We start from the raw sequence: 21,483 nt of genomic DNA on the forward strand, positions 1-21,483 counted from the left end.
TGAAATGGAAGCTGCCCAGAACAAGGCCTACGCCCCCGCCATCCGCTTCGATGCCGTTGACCGTCACGACGACGCCATCATCGACGCCCGCAACATTGCCGTGACCTTCAAGGTGGAGCACGGCACGGTGGAGGCGGTGAAGGACATCTCCTTTCAGCTTTACCGGGGCGAGACGATTGCCATCGTCGGCGAGTCCGGTTCGGGAAAATCCGTCACGGCCCGCACGATCATGGGGCTTCTGACGAAGCGGGCTTCGGTTTCGAAATCCGCGACCGTGCGGTTCAACGGTGACGACATATTGAAATTCTCCAGCAGCAAACGCCGGGCGCTGCGCGGAAACCGCATCTCGATGATCTTTCAGGAGCCGATGAGTTCATTGAATCCGATCTATACGATCGGCAGCCAGATCGTCGAGGCGATCCGCGTCCATTCGAAGCTCAGCCGCAAGGAAGCCGAGGCGAGGGCGCTCGATCTGCTGCGGCAGGTGCAGATACCGGAGCCGGAAGCGCGGCTGAAACAATATCCGCACCAGCTTTCCGGCGGCCAGCGGCAGCGTGTGATGATCGCCATGGCGCTTTCCAACGATCCGGATGTGCTGATTGCCGATGAGCCAACCACTGCGCTCGATGTGACGGTGCAGGCGCAGATTCTCAACCTCATACGCGATCTGCAGAAGAAGCGCGGCATGGCCGTGGTTCTCATCACCCATGACCTGACGATCGTGAAGCAGTTTTCCGATTACGTCTATGTCATGCAGCACGGCGAGATGCGCGAGCACAACACAACGGAAAAGCTCTTCGAAGCGCCGCAACACCCCTATACGAAAAAGCTGCTTGCCTCCGAACCGCATGGCACGGCAAAACCGCTGCCGGAAAAGTCCGGCGTGCTGCTGACGGCAAGCGGCGTGCGCGTCTCTTTCATGATGCGTTACGGCGGGCTGTTCAAACCGGAACTGAAGGAACTGATCGCCGTCGATGGTCTGGGGCTCACCCTCAGGCGGCACGAGACATTGGGCCTCGTCGGTGAATCCGGTTCCGGCAAGACGACCTTCGGACAATCCCTGCTTCGGCTGAACGAGCCGGCGGGCGGCGAGGTGGTCTTTGACGGCGAAAGGGTCGATGGCCGCTCCCGCGCCGAAATGCGGCCTTTGCGTTCGCGCATGCAGATCGTCTTTCAGGACCCATTCGCCTCGCTCAATCCGCGCATGACAATCGGTCAGATCATCGAGGAAGGTCTTGTCGTCAATGGCCTTGGCCGGACGAAAGCCGAAAGGCTGGACCGGGTGCGCGATGCCCTTAAGGCGGCCGGCATGCCCGGCAACATCCTCTCCCGTTTCCCGCATGAATTCTCCGGCGGCCAGCGCCAGCGCATCGCCATTGCCCGTGCGGTGGCGCTGGAGCCGGAATTCATCCTGCTCGATGAGCCGACCTCGGCGCTCGATCTTTCCGTTCAGGCACAGATTATCGACCTTCTGCGCAAGCTGCAGGATGAGCGGGGCTTAAGCTACCTGTTCATTTCGCACGACCTGAAAGTGGTCCGCGCGCTCTGCCACCGCGTCATCGTCATGCAGCGCGGGCAGATCGTTGAGCAAGGCCCTGTCGAGGATGTGCTGAGCAACCCTAAAACCGAGTATACTCAGCGGCTTGTACGGGCCGCCTTTGAAATCGCTTGAATTCACAATGCCGGAGGTAGACATGGCAAGAGATCCCAAGATCACATTCATCGGTGCAGGCTCCACGGTGTTCATGAAGAACATCATCGGCGACGTGCTCCAGCGTCCGGCCCTTTCGGGCGCCACCATCGCGCTGATGGATATCAATCGTGAAAGGCTGGAAGAAAGCGCCGTCGTCGTCAACAAGCTGATTTCGACGCTGGGGGCAAAGGCGAAAGCCGAGACCTACACCGACCAGAAAAAGGCGCTTGCCGGTGCTGATTTCGTTGTCGTCGCCTTCCAGATCGGCGGGTACGAACCCTGCACGGTCACCGATTTCGAGGTGCCACGCAAATACGGCCTGCGCCAGACCATCGCCGATACGCTCGGCGTCGGCGGCATTATGCGCGGCCTACGCACCGTGCCGCATCTGTGGAAGATTTGCGAGGACATGCTGGCCGTCTGCCCCAACGCCATCATGCTGCAATATGTGAACCCCATGGCGATCAATACCTGGGCCATTGCGGAAAAATACCCGACGATCCGGCAGGTCGGCCTTTGTCATTCCGTGCAAGGCACGGCCATGGAACTCGCCCACGATCTCGATATCCCTTACGAGGAAATTCGCTACCGTTCGGCCGGCATCAACCACATGGCGTTTTTTCTCGAATTCGAACACCGCCAGCCCGATGGCAGCTACAAGAACCTCTATCCGGACCTCGTGCGCGGCTACCGCGAAGGCCGGGCGCCGAAGCCTGGTTGGAACCCGCGTTGCCCCAACAAGGTGCGTTACGAGATGCTGACGCGGCTTGGTTATTTCGTCACAGAAAGTTCCGAACATTTCGCCGAATATACGCCCTATTTCATCAAGGAAGGGCGCGAGGATTTGATCGAAAAATTCGGCATCCCGCTCGATGAATATCCTAAGCGCTGCATCGAGCAGATCGAGCGCTGGAAGGACCAAGCGGCTGCCTATCGTTCGGCCGACACGATCGAGGTCAAGCCATCGAAGGAATATGCCTCCTCCATCATCAACTCGGTCTGGACCGGCGAGCCCTCCGTCATCTATGGCAATCAGCGCAACAATGGCTGCATCACCTCGCTGCCATTGGATTGCGCGGCGGAAGTGCCCTGCCTGGTCGATCATAACGGCGTGCAGCCCACCTTCATCGGCGAATTGCCGCCGCAGCTCGCCGCGCTGATGCGCACCAACATCAATGTGCAGGAACTGACGGTGCGGGCGCTGATGAGCGAAAACCGCGAGCACATCTTCCATGCGGCGATGATGGACCCGCACACGGCGGCGGAACTGGATCTCGACCAGATCTGGTCGCTGGTGGACGATCTGCTGCTCGCCCATCGCGACTGGCTGCCGGAATGGACGCAGGTGGAGGTGAAGCGGGCGCGCGCGGTGTAAGGCGCGGTTGCTGCGACAAAATACGAAGGTGCAGACCATCTCCTCCGTCATGCCGGACTAGATCCGGCATCCAGCCACGACGCGTCTGCGTCGTGAGAAGACTCTTTCGCGATCAAGGACTTGATCGCGCTGGACCCCGGATCAAGTCCGGGGTGACGGGGTGCGGATGATGCGGCTTTGCCAAACGAGGCCGTTTCATAGGGCTTTGCAACCCATGGGGCTTGCCATCATCAGCCGGTATAGGCGTCTGTCCGAAACCCTCAAAGCATTTGACTTGTGTCAAGGCTACAAATCACCTTGACGTCTAGACATCACCTGAACCCGATCTATCTCCCTCTCAAACAGGAGAAATGTCGGGTGCGAATACTAAACGCAATGGTGGCTGGCTTCTTTGGTTTCATCGTATTAGGGTTGAAATTCGAAGGGTTCATGGGGAAGACGGATGTCTAAAAAAGGCTTGCTCGTTGGTCTGGTGATTCTGGTTATTGCCGGTGTCGCCTATTTCTCCTGGTCAAAGCTGAAGGGTGAGGGACTTCCCGCCGGTTTCGTGGCCAGTAACGGCCGTATCGAGGCCGTCGAGATCGACATTTCCACCAAAACCGCCGGTCGCCTTCAGAACATCATGGTGCGTGAAGGCGATTTCGTGAAGGCCGGGCAGGTGCTTGCCCAGATGGATACGGCGCAACTGGAGGCGAGGAAGCGTCAGGCGGAAGCACAGTTTCGCCGCGCGAAAATAGCAATCGATACGGCCCACAGCCTCGTCGCCCAGCGGGAGGCGGAAAAGACCTCGGCGCTGGCGGTGGTGGAACAGCGCAAGGCCCAGCTCGATTCCGCCTCCAAGACCTATGCACGCTCGAAACAGCTGCTGACCGGCAACGCCGTTTCGCAGCAGATCGTCGATGACAGTGAAGCCGCCGAGCAGTCCGCCCGCGCCACGCTTGCCTCCGCCCAGGCCTCGCTTGCCGCCTCCGATGCCGCAATCAACGCGGCCAAGGCGCAGATCGTCGATGCCGAGGCGGCGGTGGACGCCGCGCAGGCCGATATTGAAAGCATCGAGACTGATATCGCCGATGCGACGCTGAAATCACCCCGCGACGGCCGCGTGCAATATCGGATCGCCCAGCCCGGTGAGGTGCTGTCCGCCGGTGGACGGGTTCTGAACCTCGTCGATCTCGGCGATGTCTATATGACGTTCTTCCTGCCGACAGCCGAGGCCGGTCGCACGTCCATGGGCTCGGATGTGCGCCTGATACTGGACGCGGCCCCGCAATATACCATTCCGGCGAAAGTTTCCTTCGTCGCCGATGTCGCGCAGTTCACGCCGAAGACCGTTGAAACTGAAGAGGAACGTCAGAAGCTCACCTTCCGGGTGCGGGCGCAAATCCCGCAGGAACTGCTGCAGAAATATATCCAATATGTCAAAACCGGGCTGCCCGGCATGGCCTATGTCCGGCTTGATCCACAGGCCGCCTGGCCGGAAAACCTCGAACGCAATCTTGTCAAGTGAGGGGGGCCGCGATGGTCACGCCCTCCGCAACGAATGACAGAAATGCACCGGTCGCGCGGCTGACCGATGTGCGGCTGACCTTCGGAAGCACCATCGCGCTGGCCGATATATCGGTCGAGATCCCCGCCGGGCGGATGATAGGGCTTATCGGGCCGGACGGTGTCGGCAAATCGAGCCTGTTGTCGCTCGTCTCTGGCGCGCGCGCCATCCAGAAGGGCAAGGTGGAGGTTCTGGGTGGCGATATGTCCGATCCGCGTCACCGCGAGGATACCTGCCCGCGTATTGCCTACATGCCGCAGGGTCTTGGCAAAAACCTTTATCCCACCCTGTCCGTCTTCGAGAATATCGACTTTTTCGGCAGGCTGTTCGGGCAGGGCAGTAGGGAGCGGCAGGCGCGCATTGCCGAGCTACTGAAAAGCACTGGCCTCGAGCCCTTCGCCGACCGCCCCGCGATGAAGCTTTCCGGCGGCATGAAGCAGAAGCTCGGGCTCTGCTGCGCGCTGATCCACGATCCTGACCTGCTCATTCTCGATGAGCCGACCACCGGCGTCGACCCGCTGTCACGCCGGCAATTCTGGGAGCTGATCAGCTCCATCCGGGCCGGGCGTCCGGGTATGAGCGTCATCGTTGCCACGGCCTATATGGAAGAGGCCGCAGGTTTCGACTGGCTGGTCGCCATGGACGGCGGCAAAATACTCGCCACCGGCTCACCCGCCGAACTTCTCGAGCGCACCTCCGCACCCAATCTCGACGCCGCCTTCATCGCGCTTCTTCCCGAAGAAAAGCGCAAGGGTTACCACGAGGTGCATATCGCGCCGCGCAAGGTGGCGGGTGAGGCCGATTATGCCATCGAGGCGTCGCATCTCAGCATGCGCTTCGGCGATTTTACCGCCGTCGACAATGTCAGCTTCAAGATTCCGCGCGGCGAGATTTTCGGCTTTCTCGGCTCCAATGGCTGCGGAAAATCCACGACCATGAAGATGCTGACCGGGCTTCTGGCGGCTAGCGAAGGCGAAGCCAAGCTCTTCGGGCACAAGGTGGATGCCAGCGACATGGCAATCCGCCACCGCGTCGGTTACATGAGCCAGGCCTTCTCGCTTTATTCAGAACTGACCGTGCGGCAGAACCTCGATCTTCACGCTCGCCTGTTCAAGCTGCCGGAAGACACCATTCAGCCGCGTATCGCCGAAATGGCCGAGCGTTTCGATCTCGGCGCTGTCATGGAAACACTGCCGGACGACCTGCCGCTCGGCATCCGGCAGAGGCTGTCGCTTGCGGTGGCGATGATCCATTCGCCTGATATTCTCATCCTCGACGAGCCGACCTCCGGCGTCGACCCGGTGGCGCGCGACGGGTTCTGGCAAATCCTTGCCGATCTCTCGCGCAACGACAATGTCACCATCTTCATCTCCACCCATTTCATGAACGAGGCGGAGCGTTGCGACCGCATTTCGCTGATGCATGCCGGTAAGGTGCTGATCAGCGATACGCCTGACGCGATTACCAGGAGCCGCAATGCCGCAACGCTTGAAGAGGCTTTCGTCGCCTATCTCGAGGATGCCTCGGGTGTGAAGAAGGGAAAGCCCGCGACACAGCCCACACCGGCAGCTGAGGTGCCAGTGACGCAACATGCCGCACCCACGCGCAAGAGGTTTTTCGATTTCCGGCGCATGTTCAGCTATACCCGCCGCGAGGCGCTGGAGCTGCAGCGGGACCCCATTCGCGGAACGCTGGCGGTGCTCGGCAGCGTCATCCTGATGTTTGTCATCGGATACGGCATCAATCTCGATGTCGAGGACCTGACCTTCGCGGTGCTGGACCGCGACGATTCCACCATCAGCCGTGACTACGTGCTCGATATTGCCGGCTCCCGTTATTTCATCGAAAAGGAACCGATCCGCGATTATGCCGATATGGATCGGCGGATGCGTGACGGGGAACTCAGCCTCGCCATCGAAATTCCCCCCGGTTTCGGCCGGGATGTCTTGCGCGGCAAAACCGTGGAGGTGGGCGCGTGGATCGACGGCGCCATGCCGCAGCGGGCGGAAACCGTTCGCGGATACGTGCAGGGCATGCACCAGACATGGCTGGCGCGCAAGGCCGTCGAGATATATGGCAGCGCAGCGACGCAGAGCAGTTTCAGCATCGAAACGCGCTATCGTTACAATCCTGACGTCAAAAGCCTCGTCGCCATGGTGCCGGCGGTCATTCCGCTGCTGCTGATGCTCATTCCCGCCATGCTTTCGGCACTCAGCGTCGTCAGGGAAAAGGAGCTCGGCTCCATCGTCAATCTTTACGTGACGCCGACCACGCGGCTGGAATTCCTGATCGGCAAGCAGCTTCCGTATGTGGCTCTTGGCATGCTTAATTTCCTGCTTCTGACGGCTTTCGCCATCTTCATCTTCCAGGTGCCTTTCACCGGAAGTTATCTCGCCTATGCGACGGGAGCGCTGCTCTATGTCATCATTGCCACCTCCATCGGCCTACTCATGTCGTCCTTCATGAAAAGCCAGATCGCGGCAATCTTCGGCACGGCCCTGCTGACGCTTATTCCTGCAACGCAGTATTCGGGCATGATCGATCCCGTTTCATCGCTACAGGGGGCGGGCGCCTTTATCGGCAACATCTATCCCGCTACCTATTTCATGACCATTTCGCGCGGCACCTTTTCGAAGGGGCTGGATTTCGCCGGGCTCTCCGGCTCTTTCCTGCCGCTTCTCATCGCCATTCCGCTGCTTCTCATTGCCGGCGCCGCACTTTTGAGGAAGCAGGCGTCATGAAGCTGTTTTCGTCCAACATCTTCCAGCTCGGCATCAAGGAACTGCGCGGCCTTGCGCGCGACGGCATGCTGCTGCTGCTCATTGTCTACGCCTTCACGCTGCAAATCTACACCGGCTCCAGCGCGCTGCCAGAAACGCTGAACAATGCCGCCATCGCCATTGTCGACGAGGATCAGTCGCCGCTTTCCGGCCGCATCAGTACGGCGTTTTATCCACCCTATTTCGCACCGCCGAAGCAGATTTCCATTGCGGAAATGGACAAGCGCATGGATGCGGGTCTCGATACTTTCGCGCTCAACATCCCGCCGGATTTCCAGCGCCGGCTGATGGCCGGGCAGCAGCCGGCCATCCAGCTCAATATCGACGCCACCCGCATGAGCCAAGCCTTCAGCGGCGGCGGTTATGTGCAGAACATCGTAACCAGCGAAGTTCAGGAATATGTCAACCGCTCTCGCGGAGCGACGTCGGCGCCTGTGGACCTGACATTGCGATCCCGTTTCAACCCGGAGCTGGACAAGTCGTGGTTCGGGTCGATCAACAACATCATCACCGCCATCACCATGCTGTCGATCGTGCTGACGGGGGCGGCGCTCATTCGCGAGCGTGAGCATGGCACGGTCGAGCATCTGCTGGTAATGCCGGTCACGCCGCTGGAAATCATGCTCAGCAAGGTCTGGTCCATGGGCCTTGTCGTGCTGGTGGCCTCGGCATTTTCCCTGTTCGTGGTCGTCAGGGGGCTGCTCGCCATTCCGATCGAAGGCTCGCTTTCACTTTTCCTGCTTGGAACGGCATTGCAACTCTTCGCCATGACGTCGATGGGCATCTTCCTTGCGACCGTCGCAGGTTCCATGCCGCAATTCGGCATGTTGCTGATCCTGTTCCTGCTGCCTTTGCAGGTGCTCTCCGGCGCGATGACCCCACGTGAAAGCATGCCTGATATCATCCAGTACATCATGCTTCTCGCACCCAACACCCATTTCGTCATTCTGGCGCAATCGGTGCTCTTCAGGGGGGCGGGGCTGGATGTGGTCTGGCCGCAACTGCTGGCGTTGCTCGCCATCGGCTTTGCGCTTTTTGTTTTCGCGCTTCGCCGTTTCAGGCGGTTCCTGCGCTGACCCCAGCGTGACCATGCGCCTGTTTCACCCGTTTCCGCGCGCGTTGAATTTATTGTGTTCGGTAACGGTATGTTCGCCTTCCGTGAATATGCCTATGAGGACGACTGGGTAAGCGGGCTTTGTTCAGGAGTAGCAAAATGAATATTGCAGCACGTCTGCCACTGGCAGCCATGATCGCACTGGTGGCAACGCCATCCCTCGCGTCGGAAGATATGACGTTGCAGACGAGCGAAGCGATATTCGGCTTTGGCGGCGTCCTGACGAAAGAAGACATGCTGAAAAGTGCAGCCCTCATTCCGGTGGAATATGAGCGCAACGCCATTCTGGGCGTCGGCTATCAGTTCTACCCCTACCATATCGGCAATGTGAAACTCGGCGGCGAAATCGGCGTTGCCGCCAGGTTCGGCAAAGGCTTTACGGGTGAAGTCTGGGCGGGTCCCGTCGCGCGTTACGAGCAGATCAGGCTGGGAGAGCGTCTGTTCATCACGCCAAGCTTTACCGCCGGCCTCAGCCTTGTCACGGATGCGCAGCGGGGTCGCGAGCGTGAACAGGAAATCAAGGACGACGGCAACGCCAATGTCCTGTTTTATCTGGGGCCGGAAATCAACGTGTCCTTCAGCGAGGATTCCCCGACGGAATTCTTCTGGCGGCTGCACCACCGCTCCGGCGGCGGCAAGACGCTGGGCAATATGAAGGGTGCGACGAACGCCAATGTCTTCGGCGTCCGCTATAAATTCTAGGCTGCCCGACGGGGTCCGGGTCTGCAGGCGGCCAAAACTTCAGCCGCCTTTCTCATTTTCGCACGCCACAGGTCGGAACCCGTGCATGCAGCGCATGGGTGGATTGCCTTATTCTGCCTGTTAATTCGTCATCGGAAAGCGCATATAGAGCGCATCAGAAGACGCCGGGACGAAAATGTTACTGACGTCACCTTAACCTCAGAAAGGGTAATGTCATGAACGTAGCACGCAGCTTCAATAACTGGCGCAAATATCGTCAGACCATCAACGAACTCGGCCGTATGAGCACCCGTGAACTGCACGATCTCGGTATCGATCGCAGCCAGATCACCAGTGTGGCCCGCGCCGCCGTTGGCAAATAATCAAGGCCATATCGCCTCATTTGAATATACGAACGCCCGCTCAGCGGGCGTTTTTTGTTTTGGGGATATCGAAAGCTTCGCGGTGAATGTCCGCCAGATACTCAGGCGGCGATGAAATCGGATGCAAAGGGCGATGATAGTCGCCATGCGTTCAGTGCATATCTGCGCTGCAAGCTTATGCCTATCAAATGCGCAGAAAAATGCTATCTTCCAATCATCGAAAGCGATGTACCTCCTCCCACATCCTTTTGGTAATGCGGGTGATCCTACTCCTCCTCCCAATGGATTGCCCCGGGGACAGCGGTTTTCCTCCTCCCATATCGCTGTTCATCTTTTCAGAAAGCCTGCCGCACCTCCTCCCGCGGCAGGCTTTTTTGTTTTACCGGGAGTTTCCAGCGTCAATCTCAATCGAATGGCAGCATCCCGATGGGGGTGACGGCATGTGTGCCGGCCCGTTTGGCTATGGCATAGGAGAGGCACTGCTCCACCGCATCTTGCGGTACAGGCTTGGAAATAACGCCAGCGCCGACACCAAGGTTGACAACGACTTCTGGATTGGCCGTCATGAAAATGACGACGACGCCGTTTTCCGACAGTCTGCGTCCGATTTCCGGTCCGGTCTGCCCGTCCGCAAGGTTGACGTCGACAAAGGCGACGTCAGCGCTCCTGCCGAGCGCGATCGCGTCATCCAGACGGTTGGCAATCCCGATGACGTCGGCTTCATCTTCGGCCTGCATGATGGAATCTTCTATATCCATGGCAATCAGGAATTCGTCTTCAACGATCAGCACGCGCGGCTGCTGCGTGCTGTAACCCGTTTCTCGTTGTAAGACGTCTGCCAACATTTGCCTGCCTCCGTTTTGCGCGCCGCCGGGCGCTGTTGGCTAGCAAACACCCTGAGCGACAACTCGTTCCAAAGTGAGATAAACATAGTGAATAGAGTGTAAACGGCGTGCCTTTTCGGCTATCACGAAGCAATGGCGAAGCATTTGATTCGGTTTGCTTTTCATCTGGGGAAGGGGTGGAGGAACGCGGCCGTAGCGCATCTTTCGCCGCTGGAGCGCAAGTCTTTTGGCCGCAATTTGTCCTTAAGGCCCGCATGGAATTCAAGATGTTACGGCGTCATTCCTTTGCCTGGAGTGGAACGCCGAGACGCCGCCGATCATTCGCGTGCCCCGTTCAGAAACGGTGCCGGACCCGATGAGTTTAGAAAGAGAATAAGACGATGACCCAGTCTCCGCGCGCCACCATTGCCCGCAACACACCCAACATCGCCGTCGTCGGCGTCGGTGGCGGTGGCGGTAACGCGATCAATAACATGATTGCCGAGGGCATTGGCGGCGTCGATTTCATCGCTGCCAATACGGATGCGCAGGCGCTGAAGAAAACCAATGCGCCGCGGTTGGTGCAACTCAGCTCCGAACTGACCGGCGGGCTTGGAGCGGGCGCCGATCCCGAGGTGGGCCGACAGGCGGCGATCGATTCCCTTGACGAGATCATGGATCACCTGAGCGGCTACGACATGTGCTTCATCACCGCCGGCATGGGCGGCGGCACCGGCACGGGTGCTGCCCCCGTTATTGCCGAAGCCTGCCGGGCAAAGAACATCCTGACCGTCGGTGTCGTCACGCTTCCCTTCAGCTTCGAGGGCGCACGCCGCATGCGGGCTGCCGAATATGGCTTCGCCAACCTGCTCAACACGGCCGATACCGTTATCGTCATTCCAAACCAGAACCTGCTGCGCATTGCCGATGCCGGCACGACCTTCGAAAATGCGCTGAAGACGGCCGACAAGGTCCTGTCACTTGGCGTGCGCTGCATCACCGATCTCATCCTGCGCGAAGGTCTGGTCAATCTCGATTTTGCCGATGTGCGCTACGTCATGAAAAATGGCGGCCGGGCTTTGATGGGCACGGCACAGGCCAAGGGTGAAAAACGCGCCTCGGAAGCAGCGGCCGCAGCCATCGCCAACCCGCTTCTCGGTGAACCGTCTCTGAAGGAAGCGCGGGGTGCGCTGGTTTCCATCTCCGGCGGCAACGATCTGACGCTTTACGAGATCGATGAGGCAATGACGCTGGTGCGTGAGGCGGTCAGCGAAGAAACCGATGTGGTGATGGGCGCTTCCTTCGACCCGACGCTGGACGGCGCTTTCAAGATTTCCGTCGTCGCCACTGGCCTGCGCAACTGATGATGCTGGCTTGAGACGGGACACTGCTGGGCGTTTCTTCTCCCTGGCGGGGGAAGAGGCACGCGGCGTGCTCCTCGCTTCCCAAGATCAATCGTCGTTCGTTTAAGCACCCGCGCCACAAACTGAACGATCAAAAGCCGTCGTGTGGAATTTTCGCGACGGCTTTTTGTTGTTTTCGAACGATTATTCCGCCATTCAAAAAAGCGGCGGTGCTGCGCGGCGTTGATCGGGGGAAAATATAATAGTACTCTTTATGTCGACAAGAGGGATTTGATAATGTCTGATATTATTGCTTCTGCCGAGCGTAAGCGCGGCTCTGGCGTGAAGATGGTCTATGACCTGCTGCGCGACGAGATTCTCGATCTGGTTCTGCCGCCGGGCAGCCCCATTGATGAGGTGCAGCTTGCCGAACGGTTCAAGATGTCGCGCACGCCGATCCGCGAGGCGCTGGTGCGGCTTTCGGGCGAGGGGCTGATCGATACGCTGCCGAACCGTTCGACCATGGTGTCGAATATCGACTTCCTCAACATGCACACTTATTTCGATGCGCTGGTGCTGATGTATCGGGTAACGACGCAGCTTGCCGCGCAATATCACCGTCCGGAGGATCTGGCCGGCATCCGCGCCCATAATGTGGAATTTGCCATTGCAGTCGAGAAGCAGGATGCGTTGGCGATGATTTCCACCAATGCCGCCCTCCACCTTTCCATCGCCGAAGCCGGGCGCAATCCTTATTTCACCAGCCTGTTCAAGCGGCTCCTGGATGAGGGACGGCGCATTCTCAGGCTTTATTACCAGTCCTATGATGATCGTCTGCCCAAGCGCTTCGTCGATGATCATGAAGAGATGATTGCGGCGATTGCCGCTCGCGATATCGCTCTTTCCGAACGGCTGGCGCGGGAGCACGCCGAACAGATCGTGCGGCAGGTGCAGAAACTTCTGGTGCGAAACGAACGGCTGGAAATAAATCTGTAGCTTGTCGATTTCTTGTCGACAAATAAAATACAAGATAGTAATGTCCTTGCTGAAAGGGTGGCGCGGAGGTGCGTCCATTCCCGAAAAACTGTCCCTTAGGAGCTATTAATGACGGCCAGCATTTTTTCCGGCGTGATTCCCGCCTTGATGACCCCTTGCAAGGATGACCGCAGTCCTGATTTCGATGCGCTTGTCCGCAAGGGCAAGGAACTGATCGCCGATGGCATGTCGGCGGTCGTTTATTGCGGCTCCATGGGCGACTGGCCGCTCCTGACGGACGAGCAGCGCATGGAAGGCGTGGAGCGTCTGGTGAAGGCCGGTATTCCTGTTATCGTCGGCACCGGCGCGGTCAACACGGCATCCGCCGTTGCTCATGCCGCCCACGCCCAGAAGGTTGGCGCCAAGGGTCTGATGGTCATTCCGCGTGTTCTGTCGCGAGGTTCGGTCATCGCTGCTCAGAAGGCTCATTTCAAGGCCATTCTTTCGGCTGCACCGGAAATCCCGGCCGTCATCTACAACAGCCCCTATTACGGTTTCGCCACCCGCGCCGACCTCTTCTTCGCGCTGCGCGCCGAACACAAGAACCTCGTCGGCTTCAAGGAATTCGGCGGCCCGGCGGATATGCGTTATGCGGCCGAGAACATCACCAGCCGCGATGACGACGTGACCCTGATGATCGGCGTTGATACGGCAGTCTTCCACGGTTTCGTCAATTGCGGCGCCACCGGCGCCATCACCGGCATCGGCAATGTTTTGCCGAAGGAAGTCATTCACCTCTGCAAGCTGTCGCAGGCCGCCGCCAAGGGCGATGCCGATGCCCGCGCCCGCGCGCTGGAACTGGAACAGGCGCTGGCCGTTCTCTCGTCCTTCGATGAAGGCCCGGATCTGGTTCTCTATTTCAAGCACATGATGGTTTTGAAGGGCGACAAGGAATACACGCTGCACTTCAACGAAACCGACGCCCTGACCGACAGTCAGCGCGGTTATGTCGAGGCGCAGTTCAAGCTTTTCAACAGCTGGTATGCCGATTGGAGCAAGCTTCCGGGCGCGGTGCAGGCCTGCAAGGCTGCCTAAACCAGCCGCTGATGTGAAAACAAGAGGCCCGCAATTGCGGGCCTTTATTTCATTTATGAGGTTTGAGCGTTTCTTGGCTTCGACGTCACCCCGGACTTGTCCCACGGCTGTCCGTTTAAATTTTTTTGCCAGCTACAATCCCCACGAAGCTGGTGATGAAGAGTGGATATTCTCTCGGCGTCGTCAACTCTGCACCGGGCCGCGGGCCTTATATATATATATATATATATATATATTGTTCTCTGACACAGTCAGGAGACCGCCGCCAGACCATTCTCCAGCAACCGCTCGAGGCCGGCCATTTCTTCTGCGGTCAATGTAATGCCTTCATTTTCAGATTTGGCGCGGGCAGTGAAGCGGCGGCCGGAGGGCAGGCGGGCGCCTTGGCCGATGATGGCGTCGAACAGTGCTTCCGCGCGCTGGAAGGGATCCCCCGGGCGCCCCTTGGCGAAGGCTTCCGGCGAGAAGGCGACGATCAACTCACCATGGAAGGGCGCAAGCGTGGTGGTGCCGAGATAGTCCAGCACTTCGGGGCTGGTGAGGTCGCCGATCATGATGCCGGCGAGAAGCTCGATCATCGTGCCGATGGCAGAACCCTTGTGGCCGCCAAAGGGCAACATGGCACCGGCAAGGGCCGCCTCGGGGTCCGTCGTCGGATTGCCATCGGCGTCGACCGCCCAGCCTTCGGGTAGGGATTTCCCCGCGCGTCGATGCAGTTCTATCTCTCCGCGGGCGGCAACGGATGTCGCAAAATCGAAGACATAAGGCGAAGTGCCTTTGCGCGGCCAGCCGAAAGCGAAGGGGTTGGTGCCGAGCAGCGGCTTGGTTCCTCCCGTCGGCGCGACGGTGGAATAGCTCGGGCACATTACCAGACCGGCGAGCCCGTTCGAGGTCAGCCCCTCCACTTCAGGCCAGAGCGCCGAAAAATGGGTGCAGTCATTGATGACGAGCGCGGCAACGCCCAGGCGCTTTGCGCGTTCCGCCAGAACCGGCAGGCCGAGTTCGAAGGCAGGGTTGGCGAAGCCGCCATTGGCATTGACCTTCACGATGGCCGTGCCATCGTCTTCAGCCACCTCAGGTATCGCATCGGGCTTTACCTTGCCGGCCTTGACGGTGCGGAGCGCGCCTTCGATACGGTAGATTCCGTGGGACTTGCAGGCGTCCCGCTCACCGGCTGTAATGACGCGCGCCAGCGCTCCCGACTGCACGGCGTTGAGACCGGCCCTCAAGAAAATCGACTCGACCCGCTGGAAAAGCGCCTCAATGGTCAAGGTGGTCGTGTCGCTCATCATAGTCCTCCGATAGGGTTCGCACATTTTGAATACATAAAGTATACAAAGGTGTGAGTATTGCAATGGGTCTTTTCTGTGAAGCTCGGTCAGAGCAAAAGGCCAGCCCGTCAGATATGAAGATACCCTAACCATCATTCTGGTGCTTGTCGCAAGAAACCGGCCGGCGCGCGTCTGGGTGTCGGAAAGAGTGTTTCAGTCCAAGGACTTGGGCTGTTGTTCCCTCCATGCGCAAGCTTACTTGGGCAATCCGTGCCGCCTCACTCGTTCGCACGTGCAAAAATTCTTTTTGTATACTCGTTGTATTTTTGTGTTGATTTATCGCTTTCATGGGGAAATAGTGACCGCGCCTTCAAAGGCAGACCAATTGATGGGAGCAAATCAACAATGAAAAAATCGGTCATCATCGCCGGCCTTCTGGCCGCCACTTTCGCTATTACGCCGGCCAAGGCCGACAAACTCGACGACATTATTTCCTCCGGCACGCTGCGTTGCGCTGTTGTGCTCGATTTCCCGCCCATGGGCGCGCGTGATGATGCCAATAACCCTGTTGGTTTTGACGTCGATTATTGCAACGATCTGGCCAAGGTGCTTGGCGTCACGGCTGAAATCGTCGAGACCCCGTTCCCCGAGCGTATTCCGGCGCTGATGTCCGGACGCGTCGACGTCGGCGTTGCGTCGACCTCCGACACGCTGGAGCGCGCCAAGACGGTCGGTATGACCGTACCTTACTTTGCCTTCGAAATGGCCGTCACCGCCAACGATAAGTCCGGCATCAAGTCCTTCGAAGACATGAAGGGCAAGACGGTTGGCGCAACCGCCGGCACTTTCGAAGCCATCGCGCTCGAAAAGACAGTCAAGGAATGGGGCGTGGGCGAGTTCCGTCCTTACCAGACGCAGGCTGACGTGTTCCTTGCGCTTAGCCAGGGCCAGATCGACGCCACCGTCTCCACCTCCACCGTTGCGCAGTCGACCGTCAAGAGCGGCAAGTTCGCAGGCGTCTCTGTCGTCGGCAAGGCGCCTTATGACATCGACTACGTGTCGCTGTTCACCAACCGCGATGAATACGGCTTCATCAACTATCTGAACCTTTTCATCAACCAGCAGGTTCGCACCGGCCGTTACGCCGAACTCTATGAAAAATGGGTTGGCGGCGAAGTTCCCTCGCTCACCGTCAACGGCGTTTATCGCTGATCAGGACTTTTCGTAAACGGCGCGGTCAAAATGATCGCGCCGTTGATCGTTTCTGAAAAGGCGGGACGCTTCATGTTCAACTATACATTCCACTGGAATCAGGCGCTGAAGGCTTTGCCGCAGCTTCTGGACGGTGCGGTGGTGACGCTGCAGATCGCCATTCTGTCGATGGTGATCGGTCTTTCTTGCGCCATCGTGCTGACGTTGTGCCGGCTCTCCGGCAACCGCATTCTCGGCGCTTTCGCCGCCGTCTGGGTGGAAATCGCCCGCAACACGCCGGCGCTGTTCCAGATTTACATGGCCCATTTCGGCCTTGGCAATTTCGGCATTCACTTGAGCCCTTATACCGCGCTTCTGGTCGGTATCGCTTTCAACAATGCCGGTTATCTCGCGGAAAATTTCCGCGGCGCGCTAAAGGCCATTCCCGATACGCAGACGCGGTCGGGCCGTTCGCTCGGCATGACCTCGATGCAGACCTTCCGGCTGATCATCCTGCCGCAAATGCTGCGCGTTGCGTTTCTACCTGCCACCAACCAGATGATCTGGGCGATCCTCATGACCTCGCTCGGTGTCACCGTCGGCATGAATACGGATCTCGCCGGTGTCACGCAGGCCTTGAACGCCCGTTCGTTCCGCACTTTCGAATTTTTCGCGCTCGCCGCGGTCATCTATTACGTGATCGCCAAAATCGTCACGCTCGCCGCCAGATTGCTGGCCGCGCGTCTGTTCCGTTATTGAGAGAGGTGAGCCATGTTTGAAACCGCTCTCACCTGGAGTGATCTCGCTTTCCTGGCCAAGGGTGCCGGCATGACGCTTGCCGTCACCGCCGTTGCCGTCACGGCCGGCACTATTCTGGGTATCATCTTCGGCATCATCCGTTTCCAGTTCGGACCCTATTGGTCGCTGCCGCTGACCTTCGTTCTGGATATTTTCCGTTCCGTACCGCTGCTGATCCAGCTTGTTCTCGGCAACGCCTTCCAGTCGATCGCAAAGCTCGGCTGGCCGCCGTTCACAACGTCCTGCGTGGTTCTGTCGCTTTATACCGCTGCCTACTGCACCGAGATCGTGCGCGGCGGCATCGAAGCAGTACCGTCGAACACCCGCCGCGCCTGCCGGTCGCTCGGCATGACCTGGTCCCAGGACATGCGCTACATTGTGCTGCCGCTCGCCACGCGCGTGTCATTGCCGGCGTGGATCGGGCTCACGCTCGGTGTCATGAAGGATTCGGCGCTCGTTCTTTGGCTCGGCCTCATCGAACTTCTGCGCGCCTCGCAGATCCTCGTCACCCGCCTGCAGGAGCCGCTGACCATCCTGATGATCTGCGGCGCCATCTACTTCCTTATCAGTTTCCCCATCGCCCGTTTCGGCGGGTATCTCGAAAGACGGTGGTCCCCCAATGATTGAGATCGAAAACGTCCGCAAATCCTTCGGCCCGCTGGAGGTTCTGAAAGGGATCAACCTCACCGTCAACAAGGGCGAGGTTGTCACCATCATCGGCGGCTCCGGTTCCGGCAAATCGACCCTGCTGACCTGCATCAACGGCCTTGAGCCGATCGACAGCGGCAAGATCGTCATCGACGGCACCGAGGTGCACGCCAAATCGACAGACCTCAACAAGCTGCGCCGCAAGGTCGGCATCGTCTTCCAGCAATGGAACGCCTTTCCGCATTTGACGGTGCTGGAAAACGTCATGCTCGCGCCGCGCAAGGTGCTCGGTATCTCGAAGGAGCAGGCCGAAGAGATTGCGGTCAAACAACTGACCCATGTGGGTCTTGCGGAAAAGCTGAAGGTCTATCCGAACCGCATGTCGGGCGGTCAGCAGCAGCGAATGGCGATTGCCCGTGCGCTTGCCATGTCGCCGGAATATATGCTGTTCGATGAAGTCACGTCTGCGCTCGACCCGATGCTGGTGGGCGAAGTGCTTGATACGCTGAAGATGCTGGCGGATGAGGGCATGACGATGATCTGCGTCACGCACGAAATGGCCTTCGCCCGCGATGTCTCGAACCGCGTCGCCTTCTTCCATCAGGGCGTCATGGCGGAAATCGGCACGCCGGATCAGCTCTTCGGCGCACCGCAGCATCCTGAAACGCAGAAGTTTCTGGCGAGCGTGCGGTAATGCCAGCCAATGATGTCATCGTCATCGGGGCCGGCGTTGTCGGCCTCTCGGCGGCAATCGCGGCGCAGGGCCGCGGCCTGTCGGTCACGGTCATCGACCGTGAAGGACCGGCGGCGGGCGCGTCCGCCGGCAATGCCGGCGCCTTCGCCTTTACCGATATCCTGCCACTTGCATCCCCCGGTATTCTCTGGAAAGCGCCCAAATGGCTGCTCGACCCGCTGGGGCCGCTCAGCGTGCCGCCGGCTTATGCGCTGAAGATCGCGCCTTGGATGTTCCGTTTCTGGCGGGCCTGCGCCGCATCGAAAGTCGAGCATTCCACCGCCGCGCAGACGGCGCTGATGGACCTTTCCAAAGCAGAGCTGGAGCCGTTTCTCAAAAAGACGGACACGATTGCGATGCTGCGCAAGGAGGGGAACCTTCAGGTCTATGAAAGCGAGGCGGAATTCGAAGCCTCGCTTGCCGGCTGGAAGGCGCGCGAACGTCACGGCATCGAGTTCCGGCATCTCAATGCCGAACAGATGGCCGAGATACAGCCCGGCATCGCGCCGCGTTTTACCTGCGGCACCTTTACGCCCGGCTGGTATTCCATCGCCGACCCCAAGCTTTATACGCTGGCGCTGGCCGATCATTTCCGCACCATCGGCGGGCGTATCGAATGCCTCGATATCGCTTCGCTTCGACCACTAGAAGACGGTGTCGAGGTGGTAAGCCATGATGGGCGCACCCGCAAGGCCGCCAAGGTGGTGCTGGCGGCCGGCGCCTTTTCGCATCGTATCGCCCGTTCGCTCGGGGAAAAAATTCCGCTGGAAACCGAACGGGGGTATAATACAACCCTGCCGTCTGGCGCCTTCGATCTGCGCACGCAGGTGACTTTTGGCGGCCATGGTTTTGTTGTTACCCGCCTTTCCTCCGGTATCCGCGTTGGCGGTGCCGTGGAACTGGGCGGGCTCGAGCTTCCGGCGAATTTCGCCCGTTCCGAGGCGCTGCTGACCAAGGCGAAAGCCTTCCTGCCGGGCCTGAAAACCGAAGGCGGCAAGCAGTGGATGGGCTTTCGCCCCTCGCTGCCGGACAGCCTGCCGGCCATCGGGCAAGCACGGCACACGGCGCGGGTGGTCTATGCATTCGGCCACGGGCATCTGGGGTTGACGCAATCGGCGGGCACGGCCCGCATCGTCGCCGATCTGCTGACGGGGCAAAAACCCGCTATCGATACACGGGCATTTTCGCCGCAACGGTTCTAGAGAATTTTGGCTTTTCTCCGAAACGCAAAAATTCTCGAGTTCTTTTTTTCACGCATTTTCCGGGCGTAGAACCGCTACGACTTTTACTGGAAATGCTTTAGGGAGATTTTCGATGTCTTCTTCCCTCTCGACAACAGCCGTTCCTGAAGCCCGCAGCATTTTGGCCGGTTCGGCCGAAGGTCCCGTGATTGCGACGACCGAAGCGCTGAGTTTCTGGGGTGGGGTCGATCCCGCCACCGGCAGGGTAATCGACGTGCACCACCCGTTGCATGGTGTCTGTCTTACCGGCGGCGTGCTGTTCATGCCAACCAGCCGCGGTTCGTGCACCGGTTCGGGCGTGCTGCTCGATCTTATCCTGACGGGCCGTGCTCCCTCGGCGCTGGTCTTCTGCGAGGCCGAGGACGTGCTGACGCTTGGCGCGCTGATCGCCGCTGAAATGTTCGGCAAGCCTTTGCCGGTGCTGCGGCTTGACGCGGAAAATTTCGCCCGGTTCTCCAAGGCAGCTCATGTCCGTATCGATGAGACTGCCATCGAAGCCGATGGCGTTTCCCTTGGCATTGCGCCGCCGGCGACGGCGCATCTCGATCTTGGGGATGACGACCGGGCCATGCTCGAAGGGCGCGATGGCGTCGCCGTGCAGCAGTCCATGCGTATCACCGTCGCCATGGCCGCCCAGCAGGGGGCGTCGGCGCTTGTCGATGTCACGCAGGGCCATATTGACGGTTGTATCTACGCCAGCCCCGCCAATCTCACCTTCGCGGAAAAAATGGCGGAGATGGGCGCGAAGGTTCGGGTGCCGACGACCATGAACGCCATTTCCGTGGACAAGGCGCATTGGCGTTCACAGGGCATGGCGGAGGATTTCGGCGACCCGGCCGCAAGGCTGGCAGATGCCTATGTGCGCATGGGCTGTCGCCCGACTTTCACCTGTTCGCCTTACCTGCTCGACAGCGCGCCGCAGGCCGGCGACATGATCGCCTGGGCCGAGTCGAACGCTGTGATCTTCGCCAATACGGTTCTTGGCGCGCGTACGGCGAAACATCCGGATTTTCTCGATCTCTGCATCGCACTGACGGGCAGGGCGCCGCTGGCCGGCGTCTATCTGGAGGAAAATCGCCGTCCTCAGCGCATCGTCAATGTGGCGTTGCCGCAGGGCGTGGATGATGCCTTCTGGCCGCTCGTCGGTTATTTGGCGGGCAAGGCGGCGCCCGATTGCATTCCCCTGTTGCGCGGCCTTGGCCCCGCAAAGCCGTCGCGGGATGATCTAAAGGCGCTTTGCGCCGCTTTCGGCACCACCTCCGCTGCGCCTATGCTGCATATAGAGGGCGCAACGCCGGAAGCCGGTCTTGCCCCTCTCGAAACTGCCGACACCGTCTCCATTTCGCTGGCTGACATGGCCGCCGGCTGGTCGCTGCTCAACGAAGGGCCGGAAGAGGTTCAACTCGTCGCCATCGGCAGTCCGCATGCCTCGCTGGAGGAGTGCCAAGCGCTTGCGGCTGAATTTGCCGGCCGCCGGCGTCACGCGGATGTCGCCGTCATCGTCACCGCCGGTCAGCATGTCATCGATGCTGCTGTGCAGGACGGCACGCTGCGGAGATTGAAGGACAGCGGCGTACAGGTGCTGCCTGATCTCTGCTGGTGCTCCATTTCCGAGCCGGTTTTCCCGACGAAGACCCGTGCGCTCATGACCAATTCAGGCAAATACGCCCATTACGGCCCCGGCCTCAGTGGTCGCGCGGTGCGCTTCGGCAGCCTTGCCGATTGCGTCGGCAGCGCGCTGACCGGCCATGCTGTTTCCCGTCTTCCTTCCTGGCTTTCGTGAGGATAAATG

Annotated in this window: 18 protein-coding genes; 16 read left to right on the top strand and 2 right to left on the bottom strand. The window is 59.5% G+C overall.

Features of this window, described 5'->3' with window-relative positions:
* The first annotated feature begins 4 nt into the window (after window positions 1–4).
* The 7 genes from ACQZ48_RS17640 to ACQZ48_RS17670 all read left to right on the top strand — a co-directional run bounded on the left by ACQZ48_RS17640 (window position 5) and on the right by ACQZ48_RS17670 (window position 9,572).
* A complete protein-coding gene (locus ACQZ48_RS17640) occupies window positions 5–1,672 on the top strand; it encodes an ABC transporter ATP-binding protein (protein ID WP_448729101.1) in 1,668 nt (555 codons plus the stop codon).
* A 22-nt stretch (window positions 1,673–1,694) separates the two neighbouring features.
* Window positions 1,695–3,068 (top strand): alpha-galactosidase, encoded by a 1,374-nt coding sequence (gene melA / locus ACQZ48_RS17645; RefSeq protein WP_448729102.1) that lies wholly within the window; start codon window positions 1,695–1,697, stop codon window positions 3,066–3,068.
* 442 nt (window positions 3,069–3,510) lie between these two features.
* The gene (locus tag ACQZ48_RS17650; protein ID WP_448729103.1) at window positions 3,511–4,575 is read left to right on the top strand and encodes an HlyD family secretion protein; all 1,065 of its coding nucleotides are present in this window, start codon (window positions 3,511–3,513) and stop codon (window positions 4,573–4,575) included.
* 11 nt (window positions 4,576–4,586) lie between these two features.
* Window positions 4,587–7,355 (top strand): ribosome-associated ATPase/putative transporter RbbA, encoded by a 2,769-nt coding sequence (rbbA, locus tag ACQZ48_RS17655; protein ID WP_448729104.1) that lies wholly within the window; start codon window positions 4,587–4,589, stop codon window positions 7,353–7,355.
* Window positions 7,352–8,470, top strand: coding sequence for an ABC transporter permease (locus ACQZ48_RS17660; protein WP_416172202.1), 1,119 nt, complete (start codon window positions 7,352–7,354; stop codon window positions 8,468–8,470). Before rbbA ends, ACQZ48_RS17660 begins: the two co-directional genes overlap by 4 nt.
* Before the next feature lie 137 nt (window positions 8,471–8,607).
* Entirely contained in the window at window positions 8,608–9,210 is a 603-nt protein-coding gene (locus tag ACQZ48_RS17665; protein WP_448729105.1) for a hypothetical protein, read from the top strand.
* Window positions 9,211–9,425: 215 nt separating this feature from the next.
* Complete coding sequence (locus ACQZ48_RS17670; protein WP_077983920.1) at window positions 9,426–9,572, top strand: DUF1127 domain-containing protein; 147 nt, start codon at window positions 9,426–9,428, stop codon at window positions 9,570–9,572.
* A gap of 404 nt (window positions 9,573–9,976) precedes the next feature.
* Here the strand turns inward: ACQZ48_RS17670 and ACQZ48_RS17675 are convergent, their stop codons facing one another.
* Complete coding sequence (locus tag ACQZ48_RS17675) at window positions 9,977–10,417, bottom strand: response regulator (RefSeq protein ID WP_077983919.1); 441 nt, start codon at window positions 10,415–10,417, stop codon at window positions 9,977–9,979.
* 380 nt (window positions 10,418–10,797) lie between these two features.
* Between ACQZ48_RS17675 and ftsZ the strand changes: the two genes are divergently transcribed.
* The 3 genes from ftsZ (at window position 10,798) to ACQZ48_RS17690 (ending at window position 13,809) form a co-directional block, all read left to right on the top strand.
* Complete coding sequence (gene ftsZ, locus ACQZ48_RS17680) at window positions 10,798–11,760, top strand: cell division protein FtsZ (protein ID WP_003521714.1); 963 nt, start codon at window positions 10,798–10,800, stop codon at window positions 11,758–11,760.
* A gap of 276 nt (window positions 11,761–12,036) precedes the next feature.
* A complete protein-coding gene (locus tag ACQZ48_RS17685) occupies window positions 12,037–12,735 on the top strand; it encodes a GntR family transcriptional regulator (protein ID WP_077983918.1) in 699 nt (232 codons plus the stop codon).
* Window positions 12,736–12,843: 108 nt separating this feature from the next.
* A complete protein-coding gene (locus tag ACQZ48_RS17690; RefSeq protein ID WP_137411157.1) occupies window positions 12,844–13,809 on the top strand; it encodes a dihydrodipicolinate synthase family protein in 966 nt (321 codons plus the stop codon).
* A gap of 251 nt (window positions 13,810–14,060) precedes the next feature.
* Here ACQZ48_RS17690 and ACQZ48_RS17695 read toward each other — a convergent pair whose 3' ends face one another.
* Window positions 14,061–15,098 (bottom strand): Ldh family oxidoreductase, encoded by a 1,038-nt coding sequence (locus ACQZ48_RS17695; protein WP_173991659.1) that lies wholly within the window; start codon window positions 15,096–15,098, stop codon window positions 14,061–14,063.
* A gap of 387 nt (window positions 15,099–15,485) precedes the next feature.
* Between ACQZ48_RS17695 and ACQZ48_RS17700 the strand changes: the two genes are divergently transcribed.
* The 6 genes from ACQZ48_RS17700 (at window position 15,486) to lhpI (ending at window position 21,474) form a co-directional block, all read left to right on the top strand.
* The gene (locus ACQZ48_RS17700) at window positions 15,486–16,292 is read left to right on the top strand and encodes an ABC transporter substrate-binding protein (protein WP_077983916.1); all 807 of its coding nucleotides are present in this window, start codon (window positions 15,486–15,488) and stop codon (window positions 16,290–16,292) included.
* Window positions 16,293–16,364: 72 nt separating this feature from the next.
* The gene (locus tag ACQZ48_RS17705; protein WP_077983972.1) at window positions 16,365–17,030 is read left to right on the top strand and encodes an amino acid ABC transporter permease; all 666 of its coding nucleotides are present in this window, start codon (window positions 16,365–16,367) and stop codon (window positions 17,028–17,030) included.
* A 12-nt stretch (window positions 17,031–17,042) separates the two neighbouring features.
* Window positions 17,043–17,696 (top strand): amino acid ABC transporter permease, encoded by a 654-nt coding sequence (locus ACQZ48_RS17710; protein WP_142913841.1) that lies wholly within the window; start codon window positions 17,043–17,045, stop codon window positions 17,694–17,696.
* Entirely contained in the window at window positions 17,689–18,411 is a 723-nt protein-coding gene (locus ACQZ48_RS17715) for an amino acid ABC transporter ATP-binding protein (protein ID WP_065657687.1), read from the top strand. Before ACQZ48_RS17710 ends, ACQZ48_RS17715 begins: the two co-directional genes overlap by 8 nt.
* Complete coding sequence (locus ACQZ48_RS17720; RefSeq protein ID WP_269824344.1) at window positions 18,411–19,652, top strand: NAD(P)/FAD-dependent oxidoreductase; 1,242 nt, start codon at window positions 18,411–18,413, stop codon at window positions 19,650–19,652. Before ACQZ48_RS17715 ends, ACQZ48_RS17720 begins: the two co-directional genes overlap by 1 nt.
* A 112-nt stretch (window positions 19,653–19,764) precedes the next feature.
* Complete coding sequence (lhpI, locus tag ACQZ48_RS17725; protein ID WP_448729106.1) at window positions 19,765–21,474, top strand: cis-3-hydroxy-L-proline dehydratase; 1,710 nt, start codon at window positions 19,765–19,767, stop codon at window positions 21,472–21,474.
* Window positions 21,475–21,483 lie beyond the last annotated feature (9 nt).

The sequence above is a fragment of the Agrobacterium sp. 22-209-1 genome (assembly GCF_053522485.1).

Excerpts from the sequence above, each read along its gene's own strand:
- ACQZ48_RS17640 (WP_448729101.1), top strand. The coding sequence starts at position 5 with ATGGAAGCTGCCCAGAACAAGGCCTACGCCCCCGCCATCCGCTTCGAT.
- melA (WP_448729102.1), top strand. The coding sequence starts at position 1,695 with ATGGCAAGAGATCCCAAGATCACATTCATCGGTGCAGGCTCCACGGTG.
- ACQZ48_RS17650 (WP_448729103.1), top strand. The coding sequence starts at position 3,511 with ATGTCTAAAAAAGGCTTGCTCGTTGGTCTGGTGATTCTGGTTATTGCC.
- rbbA (WP_448729104.1), top strand. The coding sequence starts at position 4,587 with ATGGTCACGCCCTCCGCAACGAATGACAGAAATGCACCGGTCGCGCGG.
- ACQZ48_RS17660 (WP_416172202.1), top strand. The coding sequence starts at position 7,352 with ATGAAGCTGTTTTCGTCCAACATCTTCCAGCTCGGCATCAAGGAACTG.
- ACQZ48_RS17665 (WP_448729105.1), top strand. The coding sequence starts at position 8,608 with ATGAATATTGCAGCACGTCTGCCACTGGCAGCCATGATCGCACTGGTG.
- ACQZ48_RS17670 (WP_077983920.1), top strand. The coding sequence starts at position 9,426 with ATGAACGTAGCACGCAGCTTCAATAACTGGCGCAAATATCGTCAGACC.
- ACQZ48_RS17675 (WP_077983919.1), bottom strand. The coding sequence starts at position 10,417 with ATGTTGGCAGACGTCTTACAACGAGAAACGGGTTACAGCACGCAGCAG.
- ftsZ (WP_003521714.1), top strand. The coding sequence starts at position 10,798 with ATGACCCAGTCTCCGCGCGCCACCATTGCCCGCAACACACCCAACATC.
- ACQZ48_RS17685 (WP_077983918.1), top strand. The coding sequence starts at position 12,037 with ATGTCTGATATTATTGCTTCTGCCGAGCGTAAGCGCGGCTCTGGCGTG.
- ACQZ48_RS17690 (WP_137411157.1), top strand. The coding sequence starts at position 12,844 with ATGACGGCCAGCATTTTTTCCGGCGTGATTCCCGCCTTGATGACCCCT.
- ACQZ48_RS17695 (WP_173991659.1), bottom strand. The coding sequence starts at position 15,098 with ATGAGCGACACGACCACCTTGACCATTGAGGCGCTTTTCCAGCGGGTC.
- ACQZ48_RS17700 (WP_077983916.1), top strand. The coding sequence starts at position 15,486 with ATGAAAAAATCGGTCATCATCGCCGGCCTTCTGGCCGCCACTTTCGCT.
- ACQZ48_RS17705 (WP_077983972.1), top strand. The coding sequence starts at position 16,365 with ATGTTCAACTATACATTCCACTGGAATCAGGCGCTGAAGGCTTTGCCG.
- ACQZ48_RS17710 (WP_142913841.1), top strand. The coding sequence starts at position 17,043 with ATGTTTGAAACCGCTCTCACCTGGAGTGATCTCGCTTTCCTGGCCAAG.
- ACQZ48_RS17715 (WP_065657687.1), top strand. The coding sequence starts at position 17,689 with ATGATTGAGATCGAAAACGTCCGCAAATCCTTCGGCCCGCTGGAGGTT.
- ACQZ48_RS17720 (WP_269824344.1), top strand. The coding sequence starts at position 18,411 with ATGCCAGCCAATGATGTCATCGTCATCGGGGCCGGCGTTGTCGGCCTC.
- lhpI (WP_448729106.1), top strand. The coding sequence starts at position 19,765 with ATGTCTTCTTCCCTCTCGACAACAGCCGTTCCTGAAGCCCGCAGCATT.